The sequence below is a fragment of the Flavobacterium rarum (SeqCode) genome, assembly GCF_965234445.1.
In the GTDB taxonomy this organism is placed as follows: Bacteria; Bacteroidota; Bacteroidia; order Flavobacteriales; family Flavobacteriaceae; genus Flavobacterium; species Flavobacterium rarum.
The window spans coordinates 332,319-357,917 of sequence record NZ_OZ248501.1; the positions used below are offsets into that span (position 1 = coordinate 332,319).

24 protein-coding genes are annotated in these 25,599 nt (G+C 33.0%); 14 read left to right on the forward strand and 10 right to left on the reverse strand.

Annotated elements, in window-relative coordinates; genetic code table 11:
• Positions 1-131: 131 nt before the first annotated feature.
• The 10 genes from AC8GF4_RS12070 to nudK all read left to right on the forward strand — a co-directional run bounded on the left by AC8GF4_RS12070 (position 132) and on the right by nudK (position 11,419).
• Complete coding sequence (locus tag AC8GF4_RS12070; RefSeq protein WP_506594958.1) at positions 132-2,351, forward strand: RelA/SpoT family protein; 2,220 nt, start codon at positions 132-134, stop codon at positions 2,349-2,351.
• A gap of 485 nt (positions 2,352-2,836) precedes the next feature.
• A complete protein-coding gene (locus AC8GF4_RS12075) occupies positions 2,837-3,652 on the forward strand; it encodes a contractile injection system protein, VgrG/Pvc8 family (protein ID WP_506594959.1) in 816 nt (271 codons plus the stop codon).
• A 13-nt stretch (positions 3,653-3,665) separates the two neighbouring features.
• Positions 3,666-4,643 (forward strand): phage baseplate assembly protein V, encoded by a 978-nt coding sequence (locus AC8GF4_RS12080; RefSeq protein ID WP_506594960.1) that lies wholly within the window; start codon positions 3,666-3,668, stop codon positions 4,641-4,643.
• Between the two features lie 20 nt (positions 4,644-4,663).
• Complete coding sequence (locus AC8GF4_RS12085; protein ID WP_506594961.1) at positions 4,664-4,834, forward strand: hypothetical protein; 171 nt, start codon at positions 4,664-4,666, stop codon at positions 4,832-4,834.
• A gap of 4 nt (positions 4,835-4,838) precedes the next feature.
• On the forward strand, positions 4,839-6,254 hold the full coding sequence (locus tag AC8GF4_RS12090) for a T6SS phospholipase effector Tle1-like catalytic domain-containing protein (protein WP_506594962.1): 1,416 nt from the start codon (positions 4,839-4,841) through the stop codon (positions 6,252-6,254).
• Positions 6,255-6,328: 74 nt separating this feature from the next.
• Positions 6,329-7,348, forward strand: a complete 1,020-nt coding sequence (locus AC8GF4_RS12095) for a DUF2931 family protein (RefSeq protein WP_506594963.1) — start codon at positions 6,329-6,331, stop codon at positions 7,346-7,348.
• 566 nt (positions 7,349-7,914) lie between these two features.
• Positions 7,915-8,394 (forward strand): Fur family transcriptional regulator, encoded by a 480-nt coding sequence (locus AC8GF4_RS12100; protein WP_506594964.1) that lies wholly within the window; start codon positions 7,915-7,917, stop codon positions 8,392-8,394.
• An 18-nt stretch (positions 8,395-8,412) separates the two neighbouring features.
• A complete protein-coding gene (locus AC8GF4_RS12105) occupies positions 8,413-9,684 on the forward strand; it encodes an adenylosuccinate synthase (RefSeq protein ID WP_506594966.1) in 1,272 nt (423 codons plus the stop codon).
• A 103-nt stretch (positions 9,685-9,787) separates the two neighbouring features.
• Entirely contained in the window at positions 9,788-10,816 is a 1,029-nt protein-coding gene (locus AC8GF4_RS12110; protein ID WP_506594967.1) for a cellulase family glycosylhydrolase, read from the forward strand.
• A gap of 21 nt (positions 10,817-10,837) precedes the next feature.
• Complete coding sequence (gene nudK, locus AC8GF4_RS12115; protein WP_506594969.1) at positions 10,838-11,419, forward strand: GDP-mannose pyrophosphatase NudK; 582 nt, start codon at positions 10,838-10,840, stop codon at positions 11,417-11,419.
• Between the two features lie 14 nt (positions 11,420-11,433).
• On the opposite strand, the gene AC8GF4_RS12120 is transcribed toward nudK, so the two are convergent.
• Both AC8GF4_RS12120 and AC8GF4_RS12125 read right to left on the reverse strand, forming a co-directional pair.
• Positions 11,434-12,345: an AEC family transporter gene (locus tag AC8GF4_RS12120; RefSeq protein ID WP_506594971.1), complete on the reverse strand. Its 912-nt coding sequence runs from the start codon at positions 12,343-12,345 to the stop codon at positions 11,434-11,436.
• 42 nt (positions 12,346-12,387) lie between these two features.
• Positions 12,388-12,594: a hypothetical protein gene (locus AC8GF4_RS12125; RefSeq protein WP_506594972.1), complete on the reverse strand. Its 207-nt coding sequence runs from the start codon at positions 12,592-12,594 to the stop codon at positions 12,388-12,390.
• Between the two features lie 148 nt (positions 12,595-12,742).
• Here AC8GF4_RS12125 and meaB point away from each other — a divergent pair, with 148 nt between their 5' ends.
• Positions 12,743-13,837 (forward strand): methylmalonyl Co-A mutase-associated GTPase MeaB, encoded by a 1,095-nt coding sequence (gene meaB / locus AC8GF4_RS12130; protein WP_506594974.1) that lies wholly within the window; start codon positions 12,743-12,745, stop codon positions 13,835-13,837.
• Positions 13,838-13,887: 50 nt separating this feature from the next.
• Here the strand turns inward: meaB and AC8GF4_RS12135 are convergent, their stop codons facing one another.
• The 4 genes from AC8GF4_RS12135 to AC8GF4_RS12150 form a co-directional block, all read right to left on the reverse strand.
• Entirely contained in the window at positions 13,888-15,117 is a 1,230-nt protein-coding gene (locus tag AC8GF4_RS12135) for an LTA synthase family protein (protein ID WP_506594976.1), read from the reverse strand.
• The gene (locus AC8GF4_RS12140) at positions 15,087-15,827 is read right to left on the reverse strand and encodes a hypothetical protein (protein ID WP_506594978.1); all 741 of its coding nucleotides are present in this window, start codon (positions 15,825-15,827) and stop codon (positions 15,087-15,089) included. The genes AC8GF4_RS12135 and AC8GF4_RS12140 overlap by 31 nt, the downstream gene beginning before the upstream one ends.
• A gap of 825 nt (positions 15,828-16,652) precedes the next feature.
• Positions 16,653-17,609: an NAD-dependent epimerase/dehydratase family protein gene (locus tag AC8GF4_RS12145; RefSeq protein ID WP_506594980.1), complete on the reverse strand. Its 957-nt coding sequence runs from the start codon at positions 17,607-17,609 to the stop codon at positions 16,653-16,655.
• A gap of 524 nt (positions 17,610-18,133) precedes the next feature.
• A complete protein-coding gene (locus AC8GF4_RS12150) occupies positions 18,134-19,813 on the reverse strand; it encodes an ArnT family glycosyltransferase (protein WP_506594982.1) in 1,680 nt (559 codons plus the stop codon).
• Between the two features lie 176 nt (positions 19,814-19,989).
• On the opposite strand from AC8GF4_RS12150, the gene AC8GF4_RS12155 reads away from it, so the two are divergent.
• The 3 genes from AC8GF4_RS12155 to AC8GF4_RS12165 are packed head-to-tail and all read left to right on the forward strand — an operon-like array spanning position 19,990 to position 22,390.
• Positions 19,990-20,931: a glycosyltransferase family 2 protein gene (locus AC8GF4_RS12155; protein ID WP_506594983.1), complete on the forward strand. Its 942-nt coding sequence runs from the start codon at positions 19,990-19,992 to the stop codon at positions 20,929-20,931.
• Position 20,932: 1 nt separating this feature from the next.
• Complete coding sequence (locus AC8GF4_RS12160) at positions 20,933-21,787, forward strand: lysylphosphatidylglycerol synthase transmembrane domain-containing protein (protein ID WP_506594984.1); 855 nt, start codon at positions 20,933-20,935, stop codon at positions 21,785-21,787.
• A gap of 21 nt (positions 21,788-21,808) precedes the next feature.
• Entirely contained in the window at positions 21,809-22,390 is a 582-nt protein-coding gene (locus tag AC8GF4_RS12165; protein ID WP_506594985.1) for a dual specificity protein phosphatase family protein, read from the forward strand.
• A gap of 53 nt (positions 22,391-22,443) precedes the next feature.
• On the opposite strand, the gene AC8GF4_RS12170 is transcribed toward AC8GF4_RS12165, so the two are convergent.
• From AC8GF4_RS12170 to AC8GF4_RS12185, 4 genes are all read right to left on the reverse strand, one after another.
• Positions 22,444-22,680, reverse strand: a complete 237-nt coding sequence (locus tag AC8GF4_RS12170) for a hypothetical protein (protein ID WP_506594986.1) — start codon at positions 22,678-22,680, stop codon at positions 22,444-22,446.
• A 25-nt stretch (positions 22,681-22,705) separates the two neighbouring features.
• The gene (locus AC8GF4_RS12175; protein ID WP_116795862.1) at positions 22,706-22,936 is read right to left on the reverse strand and encodes a DUF8828 family protein; all 231 of its coding nucleotides are present in this window, start codon (positions 22,934-22,936) and stop codon (positions 22,706-22,708) included.
• A 108-nt stretch (positions 22,937-23,044) separates the two neighbouring features.
• Positions 23,045-23,953 carry a prohibitin family protein gene (locus AC8GF4_RS12180; RefSeq protein ID WP_506594988.1) on the reverse strand — a complete coding sequence of 303 codons (909 nt, stop codon included), beginning with the start codon at positions 23,951-23,953 and terminating at the stop codon, positions 23,045-23,047.
• A gap of 70 nt (positions 23,954-24,023) precedes the next feature.
• Complete coding sequence (locus AC8GF4_RS12185; protein ID WP_506594989.1) at positions 24,024-25,406, reverse strand: MATE family efflux transporter; 1,383 nt, start codon at positions 25,404-25,406, stop codon at positions 24,024-24,026.
• Positions 25,407-25,599 lie beyond the last annotated feature (193 nt).

A 25,599-nucleotide genomic window follows, 5' to 3' on the forward strand; every position in this document is an offset into this window, starting at 1 on the left:
GTAAAAGTCAAAATTCCCTAAAAAACTAAGAGTCTAAATTCAGACTACTTAAATATTCAATTTAAAATCCCCCTTCTCTTCTTGCCTATATTGCAATAATTTTGTATTTTTAAGAATTGAACCATGCCGTTATGATAGAAATCGATATAGAAAAAGAAAACAAAGCAATTGCTCAAGAATACAAAGAGTTACTGCGCATTAGTTATCAAACTTTAACTACAGAGGATAAAAAACTGATACGCAAGGCATTTGATGTGGCTGTTGATGCCCATAAAGAACAACGTCGCAAGTCTGGTGAAGCCTATATCTTCCACCCTATTGCGGTGGCCAAAATTGTGGCTTCCGATATTGGTTTGGGAGCTACTTCTATAGCTGCAGCCTTAATGCACGATGTTGTCGAAGATACTCCAATCACCGTCAAAGACATCGAAAAAATGTTTGGTCCCAAAATCGCTCAATTGGTCGAAGGATTAACCAAAATATCATTGGTGCAAAAAGATTTAAATGTATCCATGCAAGCAGAGAATTTCCGCAGAATGCTTTTGACTCTAAATGACGATGTTCGGGTAATCCTCATAAAAATTGCAGACAGATTGCACAATATGATGACTATGGACTCAATGGAAGACCACAAACAAGTCAAGCTAGCATCTGAAACCTTATACATTTACGCTCCATTAGCCCATCGATTAGGCCTTTATAAAATAAAAAATAAGCTAGAAGATTTAGGTTTAAAATATACTGAACCTGAAAAATACAATTCCATTGTAAGCAAAATTAGAGAGACCAAGGAAGAACAGGATCTTTATATCAAAGACATTTCAGAAGTTCTCAAAAATGCACTAGACGCAGAAAATGTAGATTACATCATCAAAGGCCGACCAAAATCCATTTATTCCATCAACAGAAAAATGTTGGCACAAAACGTCACTTTTGACGAAGTCTATGACAAATTTGCCCTACGTATTGTATATAAATCAAATCCACACGACGAAAAATTTCTGGCATGGAAAATTTACTCCATAGTAACCGACCATTACAGACCCAGCCCAAGCCGATTACGTGACTGGATTTCATCACCAAAGTCAACTGGTTATGAGGCCTTGCACATCACCGTAATGGGGCCAAAAGGGCGTTGGGTAGAAGTACAAGTCCGTAGCGAGCGTATGGATGAAATTGCCGAAAAAGGATATGCAGCACATTACAAATACAAAAACGGAGCCACCGAAGAAAACGGTCTCGATGTTTGGCTGAATCTTTTGAAAGAAGCCCTTGAAAACTCCGAAACTAGTGCCGTAGATTTTGTCGAGGATTTCAAAATGAACTTGTATTCCAAAGAGATTTACATTTTCACCCCAAAAGGAGAAATCAAATCCCTTCCAAAAGGTGCCACATCATTGGATTTTGCTTTTAGCATTCACTCCGAAATCGGAATAAAAACAAGAGGAACCAGAGTCAACGGTAAACTAGTCCCCTTAAATTATGAATTAAAAAGTGGAGACCAAGTAGAAATCATCACCTCTGCCAATCAAAAACCGACCATTAACTGGTTGGATTATGTAACCACTTCGAGAGCCAAAAACAAAATTAGAAGCGTTCTTAACGAGAACACTAAGAAAATAGCCGAAGACGGAAAAGAACTCCTTACCCGTAAACTAAAACACCTAAAAGTTACCTTAAACGAGCAATCTATCAATGAATTGGTCAACTTTTTTAAACTAAAAACAAGTTTAGATTTATTTTATAGAGTAGGTGTCGGTTCTATCGACAACCAACAATTAAAAGATTATGCTGCTCAAAAAAGCAACACTTTAATCAACTTTTTCAAGAACAAAATCAAACGCTCCAATAGTACTGCAGACGAGGACATTCACAAACAAGTCATCAGCAGTAACTATGACATGCTTGTTTTTGGAAAAACACAAGACAAACTCGATTACAAATTGTCCAGTTGTTGCAACCCAATTCCAGGAGACGAAGTTTTTGGATTTGTAACCATAAATGATGGTATAAAAATTCACAAAAAAGATTGTCCAAATGCCATCGCTTTGCAATCCAATTATGCCTATCGCATCATGCAAGCCAAATGGATTGACTCCACACAACAAGACTTCAAAGCCATCATCAACATTATGGGAATGGACACTTTGGGATTAACAAACGAGTTGACAAAAGTGATCTCTAACAATATGAATGTCAACATACAAAGCATTTCACTGAGTGGTGAAGCCGGAATTTTCAAAGGACAAGTATCTGTAATTGTTCCAAACATTACCATTTTGAAGAAATTAATGGACAACATCAAAAAAATAGACGGAATAGACAAAGTAACACGTGTTTACAAAAACTAGCCAAAAACAAATAAAACTTTACACCACAATATTGTTAAAATCAAATAGTTCCAAGATCATTTGGGCGTGACCCCATTGAGCAAAGGGGCTTACTTATAGCACCGATTACAAAGCCCCTTTACTCAATGCGGTCGGGCTATCTGCGCTACTTCGGTAGCTAGCGTCTATCCCTCACGTAGCTCGCAAATACTTTTATTTTACACCAAAACGTTTATTTTTCCGAATAAAATTCAATAAAAAGAAAAACCGATTCCTATAAAAAAAGATGTTTTAGCATACCGAATTAATTAATGTCTCGCCTTGAAAAAAATCGTATCCAGTACCCATTACTAGTTTGATTTGGTAGTTGGATCTAATAAAAAAGCCTCCCTCAAAAAAGCTCAAATATCACTAAAAGTGGGTATTGTTTCTTTCAAATAAATAGTTCAAGTTTGTAAATAAAAAACTATAACTTTTATTTTAAATAATCCTTAACCTACAAAGATATGATTACATTCGCAGAACAAGTACATTTAGATATTAGCGGTTTTGCGCCAAATGTCATTTATTATGATTTGAAGTTGGATCAAAAAATGGAAGACCACCACCATTTTTCGTTTGTGTGGCAATACACCAATACCGCCATTATAGAACCCAGCGCACAAGCCAAAGCCATACGAGATTACTTGGGACGCGATGTCATCTTTACTTTCAAGAGCCTTACTGGAGTACAATTGATGGCCAAAGGAGTCATTAATTCACTCGAATCTATTGATTTGCACGGCAGTCCCGCGGGATTGCACGTGACAGGAATAAGTCATTCTATTTTTCTTGACGATATGAAAAGGTCAAGAACCTTTATGGAACAAGATTTAGAAACCATTGCAAAAACAATTCTGTCCGAAGGTCCAGGTGATTTTTACAATCGTGAAGCAATCATCCCAACTTACGACCCGAATCTGGCCTATATGCCGCAATACAACGAAACCAACTTCGATTTCTTAAAAAGGCTTGCCCAGCGTTACGGACAATGGTTTTATCATGATGGAATGCGCATGCAGTTTGGACAGCTAAAACCGAGCAAAATAAAACTAACCAATGGAGGGTCATTGCATCATTTCAAGATACAAACCCTTTTGCATTCTCACAAAGAATCGCTAGGCGGTTATGATTACAATAGTGCTTCCAATATTAAAAATTCATTGGGAAAAACTACTACAGGTAGTGGCAATGGATTTGCAACCGCAGTTGGATACAGACAAGGTGCGGTAAGACAACCTGACTTGGAAGTAGGCGCCTATACCACAAGCACCCGATTCTAACACGATTGAAGAAATGGTAAAGCTACAAACCAATGGTAAAGATGCCAACAGTATTTTTTACAGCGGAATATCTTATTTACCGCTTGGAATAGGTCAAAAATTTACGATTGTAAACAATACAGTAGAACACAATTTAGTGGTCATAGAAGCCACGCATCACTCAGAAGTACACGGGAACTACACTTGTGCTTTCAAAGCCATTCCCTCCGATGTTGGTGCGCCACATTACACCAATGTGCACGCTTACGCCAAAGCCGAAAGTCAACCCGCCAAAGTAATCGACAACAACGACCCCGACGGTTTAGGACGTGTAAAAGTAGCATTTTACTGGGCTGGAGGAAATATGAAGAGCGACTGGATGCGTCTTATACAACCGCACGCAGGAGCAGGAAAAGGATTTTATTTCATCCCAGAAATCGACGAGGAAGTACTAGTAGGTTTTGAAGGAGGAAGTGCCGAAAGACCATACATAATGGGTACAAACTACAACGGTAGCGAAAGTTCAGGATACAACACCAGTGGCAATGACCAAAAGGTAATTCACACCCGCTCCGGCACCAAAATGATTTTTAACGATGCCGAAGGAAGTGTTTTCATCGAAGATCCGTCTGGCAATACTTGGAAAATGGATGGTCAAGGAAATATTAGTGTCAATGCACCGAAGAATTTTACATTGAATGCTGGCGACAATGTAAGTATAACTGCTGGAAAAAATGTAACGGTAAGTGCGGGGGAGAATATGGAGAATTCTGCTAACAAGGACATAACCCAAACTGCGGGTCATGATATTAACCAGAGTGCAGCTGGTGATTTTAACGAAAGTGCCAATAATAAAACTGAAATTACAGAAAAAAAGCTGACCCGTAGCTCACTAGAATCTACACAACATGCTGAAAAAGTAACCATTTTTAGTACCAAAGAAAATATGCTTTTGGAAAGCAGTAAAAAAACGGTAGAAGTCAATAGCGCAGAGAAGTCGAGTATGTTTTAATCCGTAAACAATAACAATATATGGCAATTAATAAAAGTGCAAAAAATTTGACTGTGAAAATAAAAAACAACTATTTCTGTATGGCTCAGACCATTCATGAAACTGCCGAAAAAGTTGAAATAATAGCTACAAAAGAAAACTTAACCTTAAATTCTAATAAAAAAGTACAACTAAAAGGCAATAAATCATAACAATATGGCAAATGTAGTATTTGGTGAACCACGATTTGTAGTGCCAAAAGAAGATGGTAAAGAAAGAAACGATGTTACCATTGGCGTCTTCTTTGATGGAACCTCAAACAATAGAAAAAACATAGAAGGACGAAGAAAAGATCCAACACTTAAAAAAAGTTGGGCATCTAATAATGATGGCTCAAACACGAGTTTTGGAAATGACAATAGCAATGTAGATAAGCTAGAAAAAGCATATTCTAAAAACAAAGAGAAACACTACTATTCAATTTATGTAGAGGGTATTGGTACCAAAAACCCCGAAAAGAAAAAGGATGGTTCGTTGAGTTATTATGGAGACTTTACTTACGGGCAAGGATATGGTACAGGAGAGACAGGACTGTTTGAAAAAGTAGAAAAAGGCTGTTTTGATATTGTAAGAAAATTAAACAAAGAAGCAGAATTTAGCATAAGCACTTTATATATTGATGTTTTTGGTTTTAGCCGTGGTGCAGCTGCGGCGCGTATCTTTGCAAATGAATTGTATAAGATTAGAAATCCCAAAGACAATGATAGCTATAATATGGGATATTTGGGTAAGGCCTTCAAGGAGTTGGATTACAAAATAAAACCCATTCGCATAAAAATTCGCTTTTTAGGATTGTACGACACGGTTTCCTCTTATGATGGAGATGTTTTTGATGACATAACGGTTGATAAAGTCCCATTACACATCCCTACAGTTGGCTTTACAGTGCATCTTACCGCCGAAGATGAACATCGAAAAATGTTTCCGCTTACCAATATTGCAAGTGCTGGCGGCGAGAGCAAAGAACTAACCTTACCAGGAGTACACTCGGATATTGGAGAAGGATACAAAAACCTGACAAACGACAAGGCCGATAAAGGCGAAATTGTAATTTTAACGGAGAGTTCCTCAAACATAAAAATTGAAAAACAAAGAGCAATAGAACATGGTTGGTACAAAGATTACCAGCTTAACGAACAACCAAGCTATCTAAAAGGAACACGCAAAAATTTAAGTAATGAATACAGCCTTGTAATCCTGCACTTGATGGCGGAATTTGGTAAACGTAAATATAAAATTGCGTGGGATTACCAAAATACATTAGATTTATACTATAAAATTCCATCTGCGCTAAACGAAGTCAAAGAGCGCATAGACAAATATGCTTTTGAAGATGAATCCCGTCTAAAGTTCTATACAGCAAAAGAAATAGAAGCCAAAAGAAAGAAAAATTGGGATAGTGAAAAAGAGCGAGATGATTTTAATCAAAAGGTAAAAGACCATAATATGCTATTGATGCTACGCGGTCAATACTTGCATTGTTCTGCCAGTATGGATGGTGTTGGTATGGAGCCCAATAAAAAAAAGGAATTAATCGCTATTGATTGGAACAGAAAAATAATACCTGGATAACTATGAACAGAGTCTTTAAATTACTAATTCTAACAGCGTTATCAAACATAACGCTTACCTCATGCCAAAACAAAATGGAACAAAAAGAATATAGATGGGAAACTGCCGTTTGCTCACCCAAAAATTACCCCGCCGAAATATTTTCGGGACATTTACTAGTAGGAGACAACCCAAAGAGCGGGTATGCATATATGCCATTTGATGAAGTTATAAACAGTGATAATCTTGGAGATAATACAAATTCTACTACAGATGGAGCTACAGGAATATCTCCTAAAATATTGGATATTACATGGATATCCTATACAGAAAATAAGAGTTATTCAGGCATTTTTAAACTAGATTCCGAGAAAATAGAGGGATTGATGATTAATGGAAGCGAAAGACCATATTGGGATGTAGCAACCAAAAAAGTAGGCATTGTAAAAGATTACGATTTTACTGTTAATGCGGGGCTTTTCCCAGGAGGTATGGTAGTACTGTATGTATTTAGTCCCTCTAACATGACCATCGTAGGGCACTACCAAGCCCATGAAGATAAAAATGTGGATTGGGGAGTAGCTCATGAGATAATGAAGGATAAAAAAGGCATGGATGAAGTAGTTCATATTATGACCAAAGATTTACCCCAAGAAATAAAAGACCAAATAGCGCAAGGCAAGCTACCATTTGGCTATTGGGATACTTTATTTAGAGAGTACGCTTTTACTCCTGTGCTAAAACAAGAAGACAAGGTAGAAACAATTAAACTTAATTATATAAATGGTGAATTCGAATCCATCTTTTTGAGTCTCAATGACAATAAAATAGCTATAAAAAAAAGAGCCGCACCAAGAAAAATGAATATAGTTTGGCACGACATCAACGACAGGCGTATGGAAAGCGATGTTTTTTTTGATGAGAGAAAAGTAAAAGCCTTGTTTGAGCAAACCAAACCAAACGAACCTATTCAATTTTTAGTTACTATAGATCGAAATACCAAACCAAGAGAAACCAAAGGCATTTCTATAAAACTAAAAACTGCCGATAAAGAAATAGATCTACAAGAAGCAATAATTTCCCAAGAAACATATACAAAATCAGTGCCGTATTAGTGCTAAATACCCCCGCTGCTCAAATGTCTCTGACTATGCGGGGCAAGGATAGCAAATCCGATATCGGATTTTTTTTAAAGCAGAAATACAATGAAGCCTCATTACTTTTGTAGTGAAGCTTCTTTATTTGAATTAAATACCTAAAACAGATTCCAATGATTTTTTTTTGTGATTGCACATGACAAAAAAAACTCTTCAATTTTCAATAAATAACAATCTGAAAATTTACAATTAACAAGCGTTTCTATCCAAAATTCTAAATAATTCTTAAAATCGAGTAATAACAAAACAATTTAAAAAAATGTAACCTTTTTTATATTATTACAAATTAGGAGAATGAAAAGTAGATCCCGTTAAATACATTTATTTTTAAAAACCAAGATGGAATGTCATGAAAAAGTGTAGCCTAATACTAGCGTCTATCACTTATTCAGTAAACCTCGAAATCTTATTTCAAAAAATATTCTAATTCTAAGCTATTTTATATCAAAAAATAAACCATAGAAGTTAGAATTTAAAACTCTAATTTTTTACACTTTAAAAATAAAAATTTATCTTTGCAAGATATGACACTCATTTCCACCGATAACAACAAAAATCAGGAGATTGTAAAAAATGTTTTTACAATGTATCTTGAAAACAAAGGACATCGCAAAACTCCAGAACGGTATGCAATCCTTCAAGAAATTTACGAAAGTGAAGAACATTTTGATATAGAAAACCTATACCTCAAAATGAAAAACAAAAACTACCGTGTCAGTAGAGCTACACTTTACAACACCATCGAATTACTTTTGGACTGTGCCTTGGTACGCAAACACCAATTTGGACAAAATCAAGCCCATTACGAAAAATCGTATTTCGACAAACAACACGACCATATCATTATGACCGATACTGGTGAAGTCATTGAGTTTTGCGACCCAAGAATTCAAACGATTAAAAAAACAATCGAAGAAATTTTTGATATCGAAATTACCAATCACTCCTTATACTTATACGGAAACAAGAAAAAAACAAACACAGAGAATACAATAGAAAACTAACTACAAATAAAACATAGAATGACTGTAGATTTATTATTAGGATTACAATGGGGAGATGAAGGAAAAGGAAAAATTGTTGACGTTCTTACTTCAAATTACGACATCATTGCTCGTTTTCAAGGAGGTCCAAATGCAGGACACACTTTAGAATTTGACGGAATAAAACACGTTCTTAGAACTATTCCTTCTGGAATTTTTCATAAAACAGCCATAAACATCATTGGAAACGGAGTGGTAATTGACCCAGTTGTTTTTCAAAAAGAATTAGAAGGTTTAGAGAAATTTAATTTAGACATCAAAAGCAAATTAATTATCTCTAGAAAAGCACATTTAATTTTACCAACGCACCGTTTACTGGATGCCGCTTCTGAAGCATCAAAAGGAAAAGCCAAAATTGGTTCTACTCTTAAAGGTATTGGACCAACATACATGGACAAAACCGGAAGAAATGGATTGCGTGTTGGTGATATCGAATTAGAAGATTTCAAAGAGCGTTATAGAGCATTGGCTGACAAGCACGAAGAAATGATTAAGTTCTACGATGTTAACATTCAGTACAACTTAGAAGAAATGGAAAAAGAATTTTTCGAATCTATCGAAGTGTTAAAAACATTAGACTTTATTGATAGTGAAGAATACTTAAACCAAGCACAAAGAGCTGGAAAATCAATTCTTTGCGAAGGAGCTCAAGGATCTTTATTAGATGTTGACTTTGGAACATATCCATTCGTAACTTCATCAAATACTACTGCTGCAGGTGCTTGTACCGGTTTAGGAATTGCTCCAAACAAAATCAAAGAAGTGTACGGAATTTTCAAAGCATACGTAACTCGTGTAGGTAGCGGACCTTTCCCTACTGAACTTTTTGACGAAGATGGCGCGACTATGGCCAAAGTTGGTAACGAATTTGGTTCAGTTACCGGAAGACAAAGACGTTGTGGTTGGTTGGATTTGGTAGCCTTGAAGTATGCTGTTCAAATCAACGGGGTAACACAATTAATGATGATGAAAGGAGATGTTCTTTCTGGTTTTGAAACTTTGAAAGTTTGTACTGATTACAATTATAAAGGAGAAACTATTTCGCATTTTCCATACAACATCGAACCAGAGAATGTAACTCCAGTTTTCAAAGAATTCAAAGGATGGCACCAAGATTTAACTGGAATGACCACTTACGATCAGTTACCAATTGAATTAAAAGAATATATCGAGTTCATCGAAAAAGAAGTTGAAGTTCCAATAAAAATTGTTTCTGTTGGACCAGACAGAAAGCAAACAATTCTTAAATAATAAATTAACGTCCTGATAATTCGGGACGTTTTTTTTTACAAAAACATTTGTACATTTAACTTTATTTTAAATGCATTAAAGATTTATCTATTAAAAAGCCAAAATGACAAAGTATACTTTCAAACTAATTGCCGTATTACTTATACTTAGTTTAAATCTATTGCTCTCCTGCAAAAATGAGGATAGCATTGCTGCAAATTCAACATCAAATAAATACAGTACTTTAGAAACTAAAATACTTCTAGACAACAAACCAATTCAATTGATTGGAACAAATTCTTTTCATGTTTTCAGTCCAGAGAGTGCCGACATGAATTCTTGGAACATAGACCTATCAAGAGAATTTATAGGAAACATAAAGGAAACTCCAATAACTGGCAATGCTATTCAAGACTCAAACTCCTCTTATTTACATTCAATTCAAAGTATAGTAGACAGTAATAGAGCTAATAATAGAATAACCATAATTTGCCCTTTTGGATGGGATGGAAAAGAATCAAATATGTTTACTGGTAAATTTCCAACACAGACCATTTGGTGGAATGACTATAAAGAAATCATGCAACAATGGGCAACTTATTTCAAAAATCAGCCCGATGTTTGGATAGAAGTCTGGAACGAACCTTTCCGATATGACAGAACTGACGGCTATACAGATGCAATTTGGTTCAACACTATGAACGAAATAGTGACTTTAATCCGAAATACTGGAAACACAAATATGATTTTAGTTCCTTGTGCAGAACAGGGACAAGATGAAAGTGTGCTTCTAAATAAAGGAACCGAGTTTTTAAAAAACAAATCAAATATCCTGTTTGATATACATGCTTATGAAAAATGGCTTTTGGATGAAAATCCTTCCCTAAATAATAGATTAGACCAATTAATACAAAAAAAGCTTCCAATTATTTTTGGAGAAACAGCACCCATTAATGCGGGTGTTTTAATGAATCCGAAATCATTTTTAGATCTTATATACAATAGAGGACTTTCGGTTTGTGCTTGGACTTGGAAAAAAGACACAAATGATCAAGATGCCTTATTGAATAATGAAGGTCTGCCAAATAACAACAATAATAACAATTGGGGAGATATATACAAAACCATTAGCAGTAAGAAACGCAATCCATAACAAAATTATAAATTCACCAAAATGAACAATCCAAAATTCAAAATTCAGAAAACAGAATTGCTCTCCGATAACTGGTATACTCTAAATAAAATCATCTTAGACTATCAGAAAAAAGACAATTCATGGGATACACAAGAACGGGAAGTTTATGATAGAGGTAATGGGGCCGCTATTTTATTGTACAACCAACCCAAAGGAACTGTTATTTTAACGCGACAATTTCGATTACCCACTTATTTAAATGGTAACAAAAGCGGTTTATTAATCGAAGTTTGTGCAGGATTACTAGACGAAGACAACCCTGAAGCTTGCATCATCCGTGAGACCGAGGAAGAAACAGGATACCGCTTGCGTTCTGTTAAAAAAATCTTTGAAGCTTATATGTCACCTGGGGCAGTAACCGAGATTTTACATTACTTTATTGGAGAATATGATTCCAGTATGAGAGTTAGCTCAGGTGGCGGTTTAGAGCAAGAACATGAAGAAATCGAGGTAATCGAAATCCCTTTTGTCCAAGCGTATGTTATGATAGAATCTGGCGAAATAAAAGATGCCAAAACTATTATGTTATTGCAGTATGCTAAAATCCATAATTTGGTGTAATTGCAAAACAAGAATCAAACGTATTGTAGTACAAAATACCAGAATAGCAAAGTAATAAACGAAATAGGAATTCCAAAACCAATCATCATACTACTCAGTCTTGGTTTCAACCCATTAGTAGACGCTAAGATACATCCCGTAATCATTGGAGCCATGGCCGATTCTAATATTGCTACTTCAATTTCCTTAGAATGCTGATGCAAAACAAGAACATATAAAATATAAATAATTGCTGGCGTAAGTATCAATTTATAAAGTAATCCCAAGCCGAGAAATCCCCAATGCATACTTCGCTTTTCGAATTTTAATTGCAATCCCACCGAAAGTAAGGCCAAAGGTGTCACACCACTCCCAATGGTTTTAAAAAATAGTTGCACCCAATCACTAAAATCGAACTGAAAAACATTCATCAAACAAGCGATACAAAAAGTTATAAATGGAGGAAAAAAAGCAATCTTTTTGGCAATTTGAAAACCACTTAAATTTCCTTTGGAATAAACCGTAGCTACCAAAATTCCGAGTGTAGACAGTACTACAAAAGACCCCGGTTGGTCAACAATAATGGCCGTTTTCAAACCTTCTTCGCCATACAAAGCTTCAATTATAGGAAAACCTAGAAAGGAAGTATTACTAAGTCCAGCACAAATAATCAAACAACCGGTCAATTTTCTGGACCAACCCAATCTGTTTCCTAAAAAGCTAAAGAAAAAATAAGAAACTACAAACCCAATCCAAGCCACAGCAATAGGATACAACAATTGATTATCCCACTTAATCTTTGGAATATAATATAATGACAAAGCGGGAAGACAAATATAGATAACAACCCAATTTAAAAACTTGTGAGTATTTTTAGGAACTTGCTTTATATTTTGAAAAATAATCCCAATAAATAAGCAAACAAAAATGAGTATAAAGTTGTTCATAGTGTTGCAAAGATACTTTTTTAAAATACGTACTTAAAAAAATTAAGTTCCATATTTTAAATTCAGAACTCCTATATATATTAGAGCAAATCCAACAAATGCTCTTGCATAAATCCCACAATAATGACCCACATTATAGCAAAGTGACTCATCAGGAATAGTTTCCAAATTAATTATTTTTTTAACTCCTGTTAATGTCAATAAAATTCCAACAAATATTAAAACCGAAAAATATGATTTCTTACTCATAATAATTAAAATGTTTTATTCCTTTAAACAAATATATACAAAAAAAAATGGTATAATCTTACAATTAATAAATCATTCTAAAATCATTTTCGAACAAAAAAACAACCAATTTTTAGTATTTTTACTTATCGAATAAACAAAACAAAAGTTGTCTATACAAAAACCAAATCCAAGCGCATTAAACGAAAAACCTGGAATTTCGCAACCCGAGATGATCAGTACAAGTGGCATGCAACACATTATACAATCCAGAAAAAAACAACCTTCAGCTTCTGAATTGGTTACTGGAATTTTATCTGGAAACATTACTGCATTGAGCCGTGCTATTACGTTAATCGAAAGCACCAATAGCAATCATTTAGCCAAAGCAAATGAAGTCATCAATACTTGTTTACCTCATGCCAATCAATCAATCCGAATAGGAATTACAGGTGTCCCAGGTGTTGGGAAAAGTACTTTTATAGAAGCTTTTGGAAAACACTTAACCAGTTTAGGCAAAAAAGTAGCCGTACTTGCTGTAGATCCAAGCAGTACCATCTCACACGGGAGCATCCTTGGCGACAAAACCAGAATGGAAGAATTGGTGAAAGACAAAAATGCATTCATAAGACCCTCGGCTTCTGGAGAAACTTTGGGTGGTGTGGCTCGAAAAACTCGCGAAACCATAACACTTTGCGAAGCCTCTGGTTTTGATGTTATTCTAATCGAAACAGTGGGCGTTGGACAAAGTGAAACTGCGGTTCACAGTATGGTCGATTTCTTTTTGCTTTTAAAAATATCGGGTGCTGGCGATGAACTCCAAGGTATCAAACGAGGCATTATGGAAATGGCAGATGCCATAGTAATCAACAAAGCCGATGGTGACAACATTAAAAAAGCACAGTTAGCAAAAGTTGAATTCAACAGGGCATTGCATTTATTTCCAGCAAAAAAATCTGGGTGGACACCTACAACTTCTACTTGCAGCGCCATAACACAAGATGGAATTCCTGAAGTATGGCAAACCATTTCAGAATACATCCAATTGGTAAAATCAAATGAGTATTTCTTAGAAAAACGAAAAGAACAAAACCAATATTGGATGATGGAAACCATCAATGAACAATTAAAAAATCATTTTTACAATCATCCAGATATCATTAAACTATTAGAGAAAAATAAAAGAGCTGTACAAAAAGATGAAATATCACCTTTTGCAGCAGCTCAAATTTTACTCGACAGTTATTTTAAAAAAAGCCACTAAAAATGAAATTTCATCTTTAGCAGCTTTATCTGTTTTCATAGGTTTGAAAATTATTTTTTCACATCCCTTAACTTATATTCTTTCCCTCTGTATAAATTCCCCGCTGTTATGACATGAGCTAAAGCATCTTTTGCAAATTCTTCATCCAATTTAACTGGAACCAATGTAGTATCATTTTTAATATCAAACTGTAATGGTTTCAAATTGGGTTGCATAATTACCACTTTGTTTTCTACTCTAAAAGCGTTGATATCATTGAACTGCATTAACGTTCTTCCTTTTGGCTGAGGTTTATTACTGTTCAGATTTCTACCTACCATTGGTGTTTCAAACTGACCGCCAACATAACTTAATAAAGTAGGCGCAATATCAATCTGACTTGTCAATTGACTGTACACTTTCCCTTTTGGCACTCCAGGTCCTACTATTAATGCTGGAATATGAAATTTATTAATTGGAACTAAATTTTTTCCATAAGTTCTTGTATTGTGATCCGCAATTACAATAAAAATAGTATTCTTGAAGTAGGCTTCTTTTTTGGCCATTTCAAAGAATTTTCCAATGGAGAAATCGGCATACTTCATAGCATTGTTAACCGTTGCTGCTTTCTTATCAAAAGGCTTAATTCTACCTGCTGGATACTCAAACGGCTCATGGTTTGAAGTAGAAAACATCAATGAAAAAAAAGGTTTATCTCCTTTACTTTTAAAATAGTTATTAGCTTTTACAGCCAAATCTTCATCCGAGTAACCCCATGTTCCTTTCATTGCATATTTATTTCCATCAGCATCAAAATCTTCCTGATCTACAATATCTTCAAAACCATTTCCATTAAAAAAGGAAGCCATATTGTCAAAATTTGACATTCCACCATAAATAAAACTGGTCTCGTACCCTTTTCTTTTAAAAGCATCAGCCAAAGTAAAAAAACCTTGTTGTGAACCACCTAATTTTACAACACTCTCCGATGGTGAAGGTAGAAATCCGGTAACTACTGCTTCAATTCCACGAACACTACGGGTTCCGGTACAGTATAAATTGGTAAAAAGCAGTCCTTCTTTTGAAAGGCGGTCAAATTCCGGTGTTAAAGGTTTACCTCCTAAAATCCCTACGTATTCGGCACCAAGGCTTTCTTGCAAAAAAACCACTAAATTATAAGGTCTTTTTAAAAGCACTTCAGGATTTTGAACATGTAAAAAAGGAATTTCGGGAGTGCTAAATTCATTCTCTTCTACTGTCATGTATTTTTTTACACGAGCAATCGCTTCATTTCTGTCCATTTTACCATACATTTCTGTGTTCGCCTCATTTTTAAGCGAATAAGCAGAAATGCAACTGTATAAAATGAATTCACACCTAACGAATTAGTCAGCTGATCTGTCGAAAAAACAGCATTACTGGCATTAATAGGTCGCTTAGAAATAAGACTGGAACGAGCACCAAAAAATAGCAAAAAAGCAACCAATGGAAACACCATTAATTTGATTTTATATTTAGATTCTTGAGTACAGAAATACTTTTTCCCTTTCTTTATAGCAAAATACAAAGTAGTTCCCAAAATCAAAAAAGTTACAATTATGGAAACCAAATAACTTTTTAAAAGCATTCCAACTACTTCACGAGGATAAATCAGGTAATCCAAAAATATTTTATTGGGACGTGTATCATATTGTTTAACAAAATCTGGAGTCGCTAATTCTACAAAAAGAATTAGAAAAAGGAATGAAAAACTATAAAAAACCAAAAATGTATTGGTGAATTTTATCCATTTATTTGGCATGAAGGTAATCAAAAGTGCGGGCAGGAATGACATATAACACAGCAATATCAAATCCATTCGCAAACCAATGGGGAAAATATACCAAAAATCCTGAGTTTCGACAACTCTATCTTTAAATAGGAAGAACAAAAACAAACGACTAAATGTTGTAATTAATAATCCAATTAAAATGAAATTGAAAACAGGTTTTAGAAAATTGAATTTTCTCATTAACAAAAAATTTAAAATTTAAGACCAAATGCGTCTTAAACGATTAATAAAATTATAAAAAAACAGATTTGAATATTGAATTATAAATTGCATGAAGTTACACATCTAAAACCCTTAATCTTTCGAACAAATATAGCTTTGTTTATTAAATAATTCTAAAATTTTAGTATTCTAAATTCATTAAAATAATAAAGAAGAATTATACCCAAATTCCGCATTAGAAATCTACTACACCTGAATTCTTCTTCAAAACCAAGAACGTACTCCTATTTTCAAATTCAAAATACAAAAGTATTACATCTTCAAAAATAGTCCGTGAGCTCTTGTTTTTATTGAATAATTCAGCTTCGTAACGAAGTCTAATGCGGAATTTGGGTTAAACAAAAAAACTGTTAGGAGATTAAAAACGGGCTATCCGAACAATTCATTTGAAATTATTTGTTTAATTGTAAAGTACTTACAACAATCCTAACAATTAACTTTTAAGGATGACACACAAAACAAACAACTTGATTACATCAAAAATATCTTAAAATATTTAATTAATTATCTTGACAAAAAAAACGTTCAAAAGAACAATTTAAAGAACATATCAATTCAATTTTTCAAATTATAAGGAGGTGTATTGTAAACAAAAAAAACTGTAAAAGCCATTTTTTGTGACTTTTACAGTTTTTTTAAAACTTTAATACAAAACAAAAAGTTGTCAGATTAAAAAAATGGATTGAAAAGATAATCCCTAGTTTTCTGAACAAATTACTCTAGTATTATGTAGCTTGTTTTATAACTTTAAAAAATAGAATTTCTAGTAAAAAAAGATCATTTCTAATTATTTATAGTAATACAAAAATTATCTTTAAACCATTCTACTTGTGCTTTTAAACCATCAAACAAAGTAGTTTTTGGATTGTATCCTAATAATCTTCTGGCCTTATCAATTACCGCTTGGGTTCTCAATTGGTCACCAGATCTAGCCTCAACGACTTGAAGTTCAATTTTTTTATTTAAAATTTGCTCAACAATTTCAATTCCCCTTTGAGTTGAATTCTCTTCTTCGGTTCCCAAATTGATAATCTCGTTATTGACCAAATCTTCTTTTCCAATTACGCTAACCACACCATCTACAATATCTTGAACATAGGTAAAACTTCTCAAATGTTTTTCACTCCCTTTATACAATGGAAAAGAAATATCATTTGAAGCATTTGCAATTAATTTAGTATACAGTTTTTCTGGTCTTTCACGCGGTCCATAAACAGAATACAATCGCAATGAACAGGCTTTTAATTGTCCAAGTCTACTGCTTGCCAAAACCAATTGTTCGGCTGCTAATTTTGTCACTCCATAAAATGACGCAGGAGACGGAACAACTGTTTCATCAAAAGTAGCCTGAATACCATATATTGAGGAAGTAGCAATATTTACAAAAAGGTTTAAATTTTGGTTTTTTAAAGCAAAATCAAGGAGGTTTTTTGTACCAATTACATTATTAGACAAATAATCCTCAAAACTGGAAGTCGAGGAAATACCCGGTTGGGCAGCAAAATGAAAAATATAATTAAAATCGGTTGGTAATTCTTGCAATTGCAAAGCGTTCCTTAAATCAATTTTTTTAATTTTGATGCCTTTTGAACTCAAAGCGTTTGCATTTACTTCCTTTAAAGAAACATCATAATAATCCGAAAAATTATCAAGTCCTACAACATTATATCCCAATGAATGCAAACTTTCTGCAGCATGCGAACCAATAAATCCTGCAGCACCAGTAACTAATATTTTCATATTCAAAATTTATGAATAAAAATAATACTAAACGCTGCAAACTTTATATGCTGATTTCAAACTTAATAGAAGCTTAATACAATTAACCTATAAATATTTAAATGATGTAAAATAGTAATAATGAGTTAACAATCATTATAACTAATCATAATATTAAAAGAATTTACACTTCTAGCTTCAAGCAACCTAATAGTATAATTCATTAACAATTAATGTTCTCGAGTGAGTAGATTTCACAATTTAATAGAGATAAGCTCTTAGATTTAAATGACAATCCGTTAAGGAGACCATGATTGATTTTCTTGACAGAGATTTCACGAATTAATCTGTGGAAATTTGTAAAATCTGTGTCAAATAAACACATTTAAGTTTTTACATTGACATACTAATTTGTGTAAAATATTATTGGTATAAGTTACGGATAGTCCTACAAAATTAAAAAAGGCTTTTCAATTTCATGAAAAGCCTTTTTAGAATAGTGTTTCTTTCTAATTCAAAATCTAGGTTTAAACAATTTTAACCTCTTATTTTTTAATTTGTAATAGATAGGCTTTCTCTAAAATAGAATTACGGGTGTTTGGATTTAAAAATTTAAGCTTTAATCGGGTAATTCTATAATGGTCAATTTCATATATTTTAGACCATTGTATATTATTTTCTTTCAAACTTTTTATCTGATCTTCATAAACAAACAACCATTGTTTTTCTTTTATACGCTTAGAAATTTTATTAATGTTAATTCTAGGAGTTATTCTTTCTGTATAAAAATCTAACGACCAACTACTGTTGTCTTCTGCCAACATAAAAACATCTTTAGAATCTATATGTTCTTTCTCCATAAGCAATGCAACATTGTTTCCCGCTTGATATTGCAAAAGCTTTGGATAAAATTGTGTATTTAAGCAAAAGTTTATTAGAATCATAAAGTAAACAGAAATCAATATTAATTTTTTGGTGCCATTTATTTTAGAAAAAACAATATATCCCAAACAAACTATTAGAACTAAATCGCATAAAAGGAAAGCAAAATGCGGTAATGGAAATGACCAGAAAATAATAAAAAGAACAAAAACACTTCCTAAAGACAATACAATATATTGAATATACAATAGTGTTTTTATAGTTTTAAGTTTATTACTTTCATATAAATTGACACAATAGCTTGCAACTAGCACTGACAAAATGGGTAATAAACTATTTAAATAATGTGGCAATTTGAATTTAGAAAAACTTATGACAATCATTATAACCAAAACCCCAATAGACGTTAAGGCTTCAACTCCAGATTGAAATTTAAATTTTGAAATTACAAACAGCTTAATTCTGGAAAACAAAGCTAAATACACAATAAAAGACCAAGGCAAAAAAGCCCATAAAAGTGTATGAAAGAAGAAAGAATAATCAGAATTAGTTTCACTAAATCCCGAAGCAGTTAATCTATTTAAACTTTGATCCCAAAGAATAAATCGGACTCCAGAAATATTAGAATGACCTTGTATAATTTTTTCAGGATGCAGATCAAATTGAATATAATAAGCGTATAGTACAGGAGCAATAGCCAATACAAAAGTAATAATAGCAATAATAGTTTTCCAAGACCAAATCGCTTTCCATCGTTTATTATAGGCCAAATAGCTTAGAATACAAACAACTGGTACAAAAACACCTAATTGCCCTTTGGAAGAAAAGGCTAACGCCACTCCAATTGCACCAAGAATTGCGTTGATAAGTTTTTCATGATTTATAAATAACACTAACTGCCAAATTCCAAAAACAGTTGCCCCTGTTAAAACCGCATCTGTTCTAACATCATGATTGGATAGAATAATGGCTTGTGCAGACAAAAAAACTAGTGAAGCTATATGACTAGCTTTAAGCCCATACAATTCTTTTGCTAAACGGTTGGTAGAATAAGCACCTATTAAAGTGAACAAAAGAGCGGGAATTCTATAAGACCATTGTGATACTCCAAAAAGTTTAAAAGACAAAGCAGCTAACCAAAAATGCATGTGTGGTTTGTCTAGATAATCTTGCCCTCCTTTATAAATATTTAAAAAATCATTCTCAAGATACATACGCATTGCCATTGTTGCATGTTGCGCAGAGTCATTCTCCATAAGTGGAATCCAACATCCTAAAAGATAAACTACAGTTAGTAGTATGTATAATGGTATATAATCACTTTTTGAAAGGAATGAGTTCATTTTTAAGTTCATTGGTTAATTTGTAATCCTAAAAACTTGCGAAATTAAGATAAAAAACCCACCAAAACAGTAATCCAATATTAATTAATAAGCTCGAAAAAGATAAGATTTCTTAACAAGAACAAAACACACAGCCGTAAGCAGTACTATATATTTGCTCCAAAATATTTTGCCTTATGAGTAGTTTAACTACATTGTTGTCGATTGTAATTCCTGTATATAATGAAGAAGGAAATGTTGGTTTATTAACCGATTCTATTGAAAATGGTCTAAAAGATTATAAATATGAAATTATTTATATCGATGATTATTCTACCGATAATACTAAGAAAGAAATTAAGGAATTAAACAATCCTAATGTTGTTCTTATTGAATTAAAACGAAACTATGGTCAAAGTTCAGCTCTAGCAGCAGGAATTGATTATGCCAAAGGAGATTACATCATTACCATGGATGGCGATATGCAAAATGACCCTGCTGATATTCCAAAAATGTTAGAACTAGCAATCAAAGAAGATTGGGATTTGGTTACTGGGGTTCGTCAAAAAAGGAAAGACAATTTTGTTAAAACTTTACCTTCCAAAATCGCAAATTATATCATTAGAAAATCTACTAAACTTCATATTACGGATGCAGGTTGTGCGCTGAAAGTGATGACTGCTGAAACCGCAAAAGGCCTGCCTCTTTATGGGGAGTTACATCGCTTTATTGCATTAAATGCACACATGGACGGTGCTCGAATTACGGAGGTTCCAGTAAATCATTATGCTAGACGCTTTGGAGTATCAAAATATGGATTAGGCAGAACTTTTAAAGTTATCAATGACCTATTACTTATTCTTTTTCAACGCAAATACTTGCAAAATCCACTATATCTATTTGGCAATCTAGGTATGTTCTTTTTTGGCATAGGGGTAACTATCAATTTGTATTTGTTAGTAGTTAAACTAATGGGAAATGACATTGGTACCAGACCATTATTGTTTTTAGGAATCTTGTTAATTCTAGTAGGAATCCAGTTTTTTACAATAGGAATTGTTACCGATTTGTTAATGAGGACTTATTATGAATCTCAAAACAAAACACCTTATAAAGTAAAAAACATTAGAACTTTTTAAAATGAAGAAAAATAGAAACTTTATTTTCACTTTTCTTAAAATAGCCTTAACCTTCATTTTACTTTATGTAGTGTTTTCTAATATTCCATTAAATGAAGTATGGAGAATTTTAAAACAATCCAATACATTTTTACTATTCTTAGCTTTAATTAGCTTTATCCTATCACAAATAGTATCTGCCAACCGATTATTACAGTTATTTGAATGGTCTGGCTTCATGTTAGACTCAAAAAAAAATTACATTCTTTATCTAATTGGAATGTTTTACAATTTTTTTATTCCAGGAGGCATTGGAGGAGATGCCTACAAAATATACCAATTGAACAAGGATTACAGATGGCCTATAAAAAAAATTACAACTATTGTTTTTTTTGATAGACTAATGGGATTAATTGCTATTGGAATTTTAATTATCCTTTTTTGTTTTTTCATTCCTTTTTTTACAAACAAAAATTTGATTTGGTTACTTATTATTGCACTTTTAGTTGGGCTTGCATCTTCCTATTTCTTGATAAAATGGTTGTTTCCTTCATTTTTAAGAGTTTCAATAAAATCTATACTAAAATCTATTTTAATACAACTTTTACAATGCATTTGTATTGTCTTATTACTATCGAGTTTATCCGAAACAGACAATTACATCACTTATGTTATTGCTTTTTTAATATCATCTGTCCTTTCAATTTTTTCTTTTTCTGGAATAGGAGTAAGAGAAATGATACTATATCAAGCATCTACATTATTTGCATTTAATTCAATGAAAGCAGTAACAATTGGTCTTTTATTTTCGACACTAACCGCTTTTGTTTCTTTTTTTGGAATTTATTTTCATTTTAAAAAATCAAATAAAATATAGAACTATTAAAATACTATAAAAATGAAATCGAAAACAAAACTAATTATTGCAGTCATACTTATTGTATTATTTGGGATAGGGAAATATGTATATGACATGAATATCAATCACAATTTTGAGGTTATCACACAAGATAAGGTATATAAATCCGGTCAAATTCCACCAAATGAAATCTCATATTACGTAAAAAAGTATAAGATAAAATCAATTGTTGATTTACGTTTTCCAGGAACGGGAGATGATGTAAATAATCCTGAACTACCATCAGAATTAATAGAAGAAAAAAAGGCAATTGCCAAAATAAAAGGAGTCAATTATTACAATGATGGTTCTGATCAGATCCCCAACAAGAAAAATTTGGATCTATTTTTCTCTATAATGGATAACAAAGAAAACTATCCCGTATTAATTCATTGTCATCATGGAGTTGGTCGGGCAGAATTGTTTTCAGCTCTTTACAGAATTGAATATGAAAATATGGATCCAGATCAAGCGAGAAAAAGCACTCATCTTATAACTAAATGGAGCTCTTTTGATTTAGGAACTCCAAAAGGAGATTATTTGTTTAACTATAAAAAATCAAATAAAAAAAAGAGATCTTAGATCTCTTTTTTTTATTTGATAGCTCTTATTATACTCTTACAAGAAAATAATTTTTAAATGTTTTGAGTTTTATTTTCATCACAAAACCAATCATAACAATATTTAATCAAAAAAACTCCTATGATTATTTTAGCAATTTTCCTGAATACAACTCCGACATTATGGCCAATACTGTAGGCAATATTATTATCTAAAATAGAATAAAAATTCAAAGGAAAAAAAGCATAAAAACCTTTAATCACCATTCCAATTCCACATAAAGCTAAAAAAACAACAAAAACTTTTTTCATAAATTATATGATTAATATTAAATATTTATTCCTTCTCGTAGCGCTCCATTTCACGATCATAGAATTCATTGGCCAGAACAATCAGTCCTTCCATTTCGGCGTTCAATTCAGCTTCATCTAGGTCTTCGGCTTCTTCCATAAATTCTACTTCATCGTCTTTTAAATTGATGATAAATCTTGGGTAATCCAAGTGAATGATGAAGATGTCATCTGGAAAATCGGTATTGTCTCCCAGTAAAAATTTTGGTAATTCCATGTTTAAAAATTTTAGATATTAGAATACAGAAAATAGAATAAAGATAAATACACAGAACTTTTTTAAAAGTCTATTCTCTATATTCTATTCTCTAAAAGTCTTTTTAATTTATTTATCCGACAAAATAACCGGTGCATTTCCTTTTCCATTCATAAAAATGATTTTAGAATTTGGAGACGCAGCCAACTCTTTTTGGGCTTTTATTTGTTCGTATTGCAATTGTTTGTCTGTCAATCCCAAAGAAATAATTCTTTGATAATCGGCAATACCTTGTGCTTCCACACGTTTACGTTCGGCTTCATGTTTTTCTTTTTGAAGTACGAATGTCATTTTTTGAGCATCTTGTTCGGCATTGATTTTACTTTCAATCGATGCTTTTACTGATGTTGGAAGATTGATATTACGAATTAATAATTGTTCCAGAACCAAACCTCTTGATTTAAAATCGGCTTCGATACTTTTAAAAATTCGTTGTTGAAATTCATTTCGTTTGGTAGAATATAATGCCACAGCATCATAATAAACAGCGTTGTCACGAATACGGGTACGTGTTACAGGACGCACAATTTTGTCCGTATAATCCACACCGATTTTTTTGAAAATGATTGGAGCCTCAGTAGGAACAACACGATACAAAACAGTCAAATCAATAACCACTTCTAGTCCGTCATTGGACAAAACCCGAATGGCATCATCGCCCTCTTGAGCTCCTTCATTATGAACGGCAGACATGGTATAATTTTGAGTTTGCACATCAAACTCTGTTACATCCAGAAGCGGATTGATAAGATGCAAACCACTTTCTAGAATTCCAGGCTCAACACTTCCATAAAGAGACTTCACCCCTACTTTTCCAGCATCGATTTGTTTAAACATTGAAGAGAATAATCCTAAAACAATTAGAATAAATCCAATTATTTTCATTAAACCAGCAAATTTTGAAAACGGATTGACATTATTACTCAATGCAAATCCAAGAATCAGTAAAATTATTCCAAGAATAATAAATAGTATCATTTTATAGTTTTTTAGTTGGTACAGTGATTATACGTTAATTCCAATTATAAGTTACATTCTTACATATACTTTATTTATCACTATTTTCAAGCACTAACTTTTTAGTCAATCGCGCAAATCGAATGTACAAAAATACAGCTGCCGTCGACAGTCCAGCCAAAAGTCCAATCCAAATTCCAACTGCTTTTAAATCTGTATATTTCCCTAAGTAAAAAGAAACAGGAAACCCAACTATCCAGTAGGCTACAAAAGTGATGTACATTGGAACTTTTACATCTTGCAACCCTCTTAATGCGCCTAAAACTACCACTTGAATTCCATCTGATATTTGAAAAATAGCAGCAATCAACAATAATTTTGAAGTAATTAAAATTATTGCAGCATTGTCAACTACTTGAGCCGGATCACTCATATTCAAAAACAAATGCGGTAAGAATTTATGAAAAACAACAAAAATAAGAGCAAAAAAAGTTTCCAGTATAATGGCCAATAAAAAAATTGATCTTGCCACAATGATTAAGTTTTTAAAATCACCCAAGCCTTTAGAATGGCTCACACGTATCATAGCGGTAACATTCAAACCCATAGCAACCATAAATGTAGACGAAGCCAAGATAAGCGCTATTTGATTGGCTGCTTGACTATTTTTCCCCAAAGTCCCCGAAAGCCAAATCGCAGCTGTAAACAGTGTTACTTCAAACAACATTTGCATAGCTGAAGGAAAACCAAGCGCTATAATTTTTTTTACGATTGATTTTTTTATCTCTTTAAAAGTGAAATTTTTAAAATACTTTTTCATAACGGCATTGTGTTTCATCAAATAATGCATAAAAACAACCATCATAATTCTAGAAATTACGGTTCCTAAAGCAGCTCCGATAATTCCCAGTTTTGGAAAAATCCAAAAACCATAAATCAATACATAATTAAAAAAAACATGTACCACATTGGCCAAAACAATCGAATACATAGAATACTTGGTCAAAGACAAACCATCAGCAAATTGTTTATATCCTTGATACATTACCACGGGAATTAAAGAAAAAGCAACCCAATCAATATAAGGCGCAGCCAATGCCACTACTGCAGGAGGCTGATTCATAAAATACATCAAGTGCTTGGACAAAACCGTCAACATAAACAATGAAACTCCTAGGATTGTACACAACAACAAACCGTGATGAAATGTAGTTCTTATTTTTTTATCGCTCTTTTCAGCATCGGCTTCTGCAGTAAGCGGCGTTATCGCAGTAGAAAAACCGATTCCGATTGACATAGCCAAAAAGATAAAACTATTCCCCAAAGAGACGGCAGCTAACTCTGTTGAACCCAGATTTCCAACCATATAATTATCTACAATTCCTATTAAAGTATGCCCAAGCATTCCTAAAATTACGGGATAAGCCAATTTGATATTATACGAGAATTCTTTGGTGTATTGAGAAATGTTCATTTTAATTTATTAAGTCTGCAAAGATAATTAGAAGCTTTTAATTGCATCAATACTATTGAAAATATAACAGCCATTTATTCGCTAATTTTTACGTAAATGAAGTAATTCTGTAATAGTCCATCATAATTCTATAACATCACAAGCAAACCTCAACATTACATTTGCAATGTCGTTTTGAAACAAACAAAAACAA

Excerpts from the sequence above, each read along its gene's own strand:
- AC8GF4_RS12070 (WP_506594958.1), top strand. The coding sequence starts at position 132 with ATGATAGAAATCGATATAGAAAAAGAAAACAAAGCAATTGCTCAAGAA.
- AC8GF4_RS12075 (WP_506594959.1), top strand. The coding sequence starts at position 2,837 with ATGATTACATTCGCAGAACAAGTACATTTAGATATTAGCGGTTTTGCG.
- AC8GF4_RS12080 (WP_506594960.1), top strand. The coding sequence starts at position 3,666 with ATGGTAAAGCTACAAACCAATGGTAAAGATGCCAACAGTATTTTTTAC.
- AC8GF4_RS12085 (WP_506594961.1), top strand. The coding sequence starts at position 4,664 with ATGGCAATTAATAAAAGTGCAAAAAATTTGACTGTGAAAATAAAAAAC.
- AC8GF4_RS12090 (WP_506594962.1), top strand. The coding sequence starts at position 4,839 with ATGGCAAATGTAGTATTTGGTGAACCACGATTTGTAGTGCCAAAAGAA.
- AC8GF4_RS12095 (WP_506594963.1), top strand. The coding sequence starts at position 6,329 with ATGGAACAAAAAGAATATAGATGGGAAACTGCCGTTTGCTCACCCAAA.
- AC8GF4_RS12100 (WP_506594964.1), top strand. The coding sequence starts at position 7,915 with ATGACACTCATTTCCACCGATAACAACAAAAATCAGGAGATTGTAAAA.
- AC8GF4_RS12105 (WP_506594966.1), top strand. The coding sequence starts at position 8,413 with ATGACTGTAGATTTATTATTAGGATTACAATGGGGAGATGAAGGAAAA.
- AC8GF4_RS12110 (WP_506594967.1), top strand. The coding sequence starts at position 9,788 with ATGACAAAGTATACTTTCAAACTAATTGCCGTATTACTTATACTTAGT.
- nudK (WP_506594969.1), top strand. The coding sequence starts at position 10,838 with ATGAACAATCCAAAATTCAAAATTCAGAAAACAGAATTGCTCTCCGAT.
- AC8GF4_RS12120 (WP_506594971.1), bottom strand. The coding sequence starts at position 12,345 with ATGAACAACTTTATACTCATTTTTGTTTGCTTATTTATTGGGATTATT.
- AC8GF4_RS12125 (WP_506594972.1), bottom strand. The coding sequence starts at position 12,594 with ATGAGTAAGAAATCATATTTTTCGGTTTTAATATTTGTTGGAATTTTA.
- AC8GF4_RS12135 (WP_506594976.1), bottom strand. The coding sequence starts at position 15,117 with ATGGACAGAAATGAAGCGATTGCTCGTGTAAAAAAATACATGACAGTA.
- AC8GF4_RS12140 (WP_506594978.1), bottom strand. The coding sequence starts at position 15,827 with ATGAGAAAATTCAATTTTCTAAAACCTGTTTTCAATTTCATTTTAATT.
- AC8GF4_RS12145 (WP_506594980.1), bottom strand. The coding sequence starts at position 17,609 with ATGAAAATATTAGTTACTGGTGCTGCAGGATTTATTGGTTCGCATGCT.
- AC8GF4_RS12150 (WP_506594982.1), bottom strand. The coding sequence starts at position 19,813 with ATGAACTCATTCCTTTCAAAAAGTGATTATATACCATTATACATACTA.
- AC8GF4_RS12155 (WP_506594983.1), top strand. The coding sequence starts at position 19,990 with ATGAGTAGTTTAACTACATTGTTGTCGATTGTAATTCCTGTATATAAT.
- AC8GF4_RS12160 (WP_506594984.1), top strand. The coding sequence starts at position 20,933 with ATGAAGAAAAATAGAAACTTTATTTTCACTTTTCTTAAAATAGCCTTA.
- AC8GF4_RS12165 (WP_506594985.1), top strand. The coding sequence starts at position 21,809 with ATGAAATCGAAAACAAAACTAATTATTGCAGTCATACTTATTGTATTA.
- AC8GF4_RS12170 (WP_506594986.1), bottom strand. The coding sequence starts at position 22,680 with ATGAAAAAAGTTTTTGTTGTTTTTTTAGCTTTATGTGGAATTGGAATG.
- AC8GF4_RS12175 (WP_116795862.1), bottom strand. The coding sequence starts at position 22,936 with ATGGAATTACCAAAATTTTTACTGGGAGACAATACCGATTTTCCAGAT.
- AC8GF4_RS12180 (WP_506594988.1), bottom strand. The coding sequence starts at position 23,953 with ATGATACTATTTATTATTCTTGGAATAATTTTACTGATTCTTGGATTT.
- AC8GF4_RS12185 (WP_506594989.1), bottom strand. The coding sequence starts at position 25,406 with ATGAACATTTCTCAATACACCAAAGAATTCTCGTATAATATCAAATTG.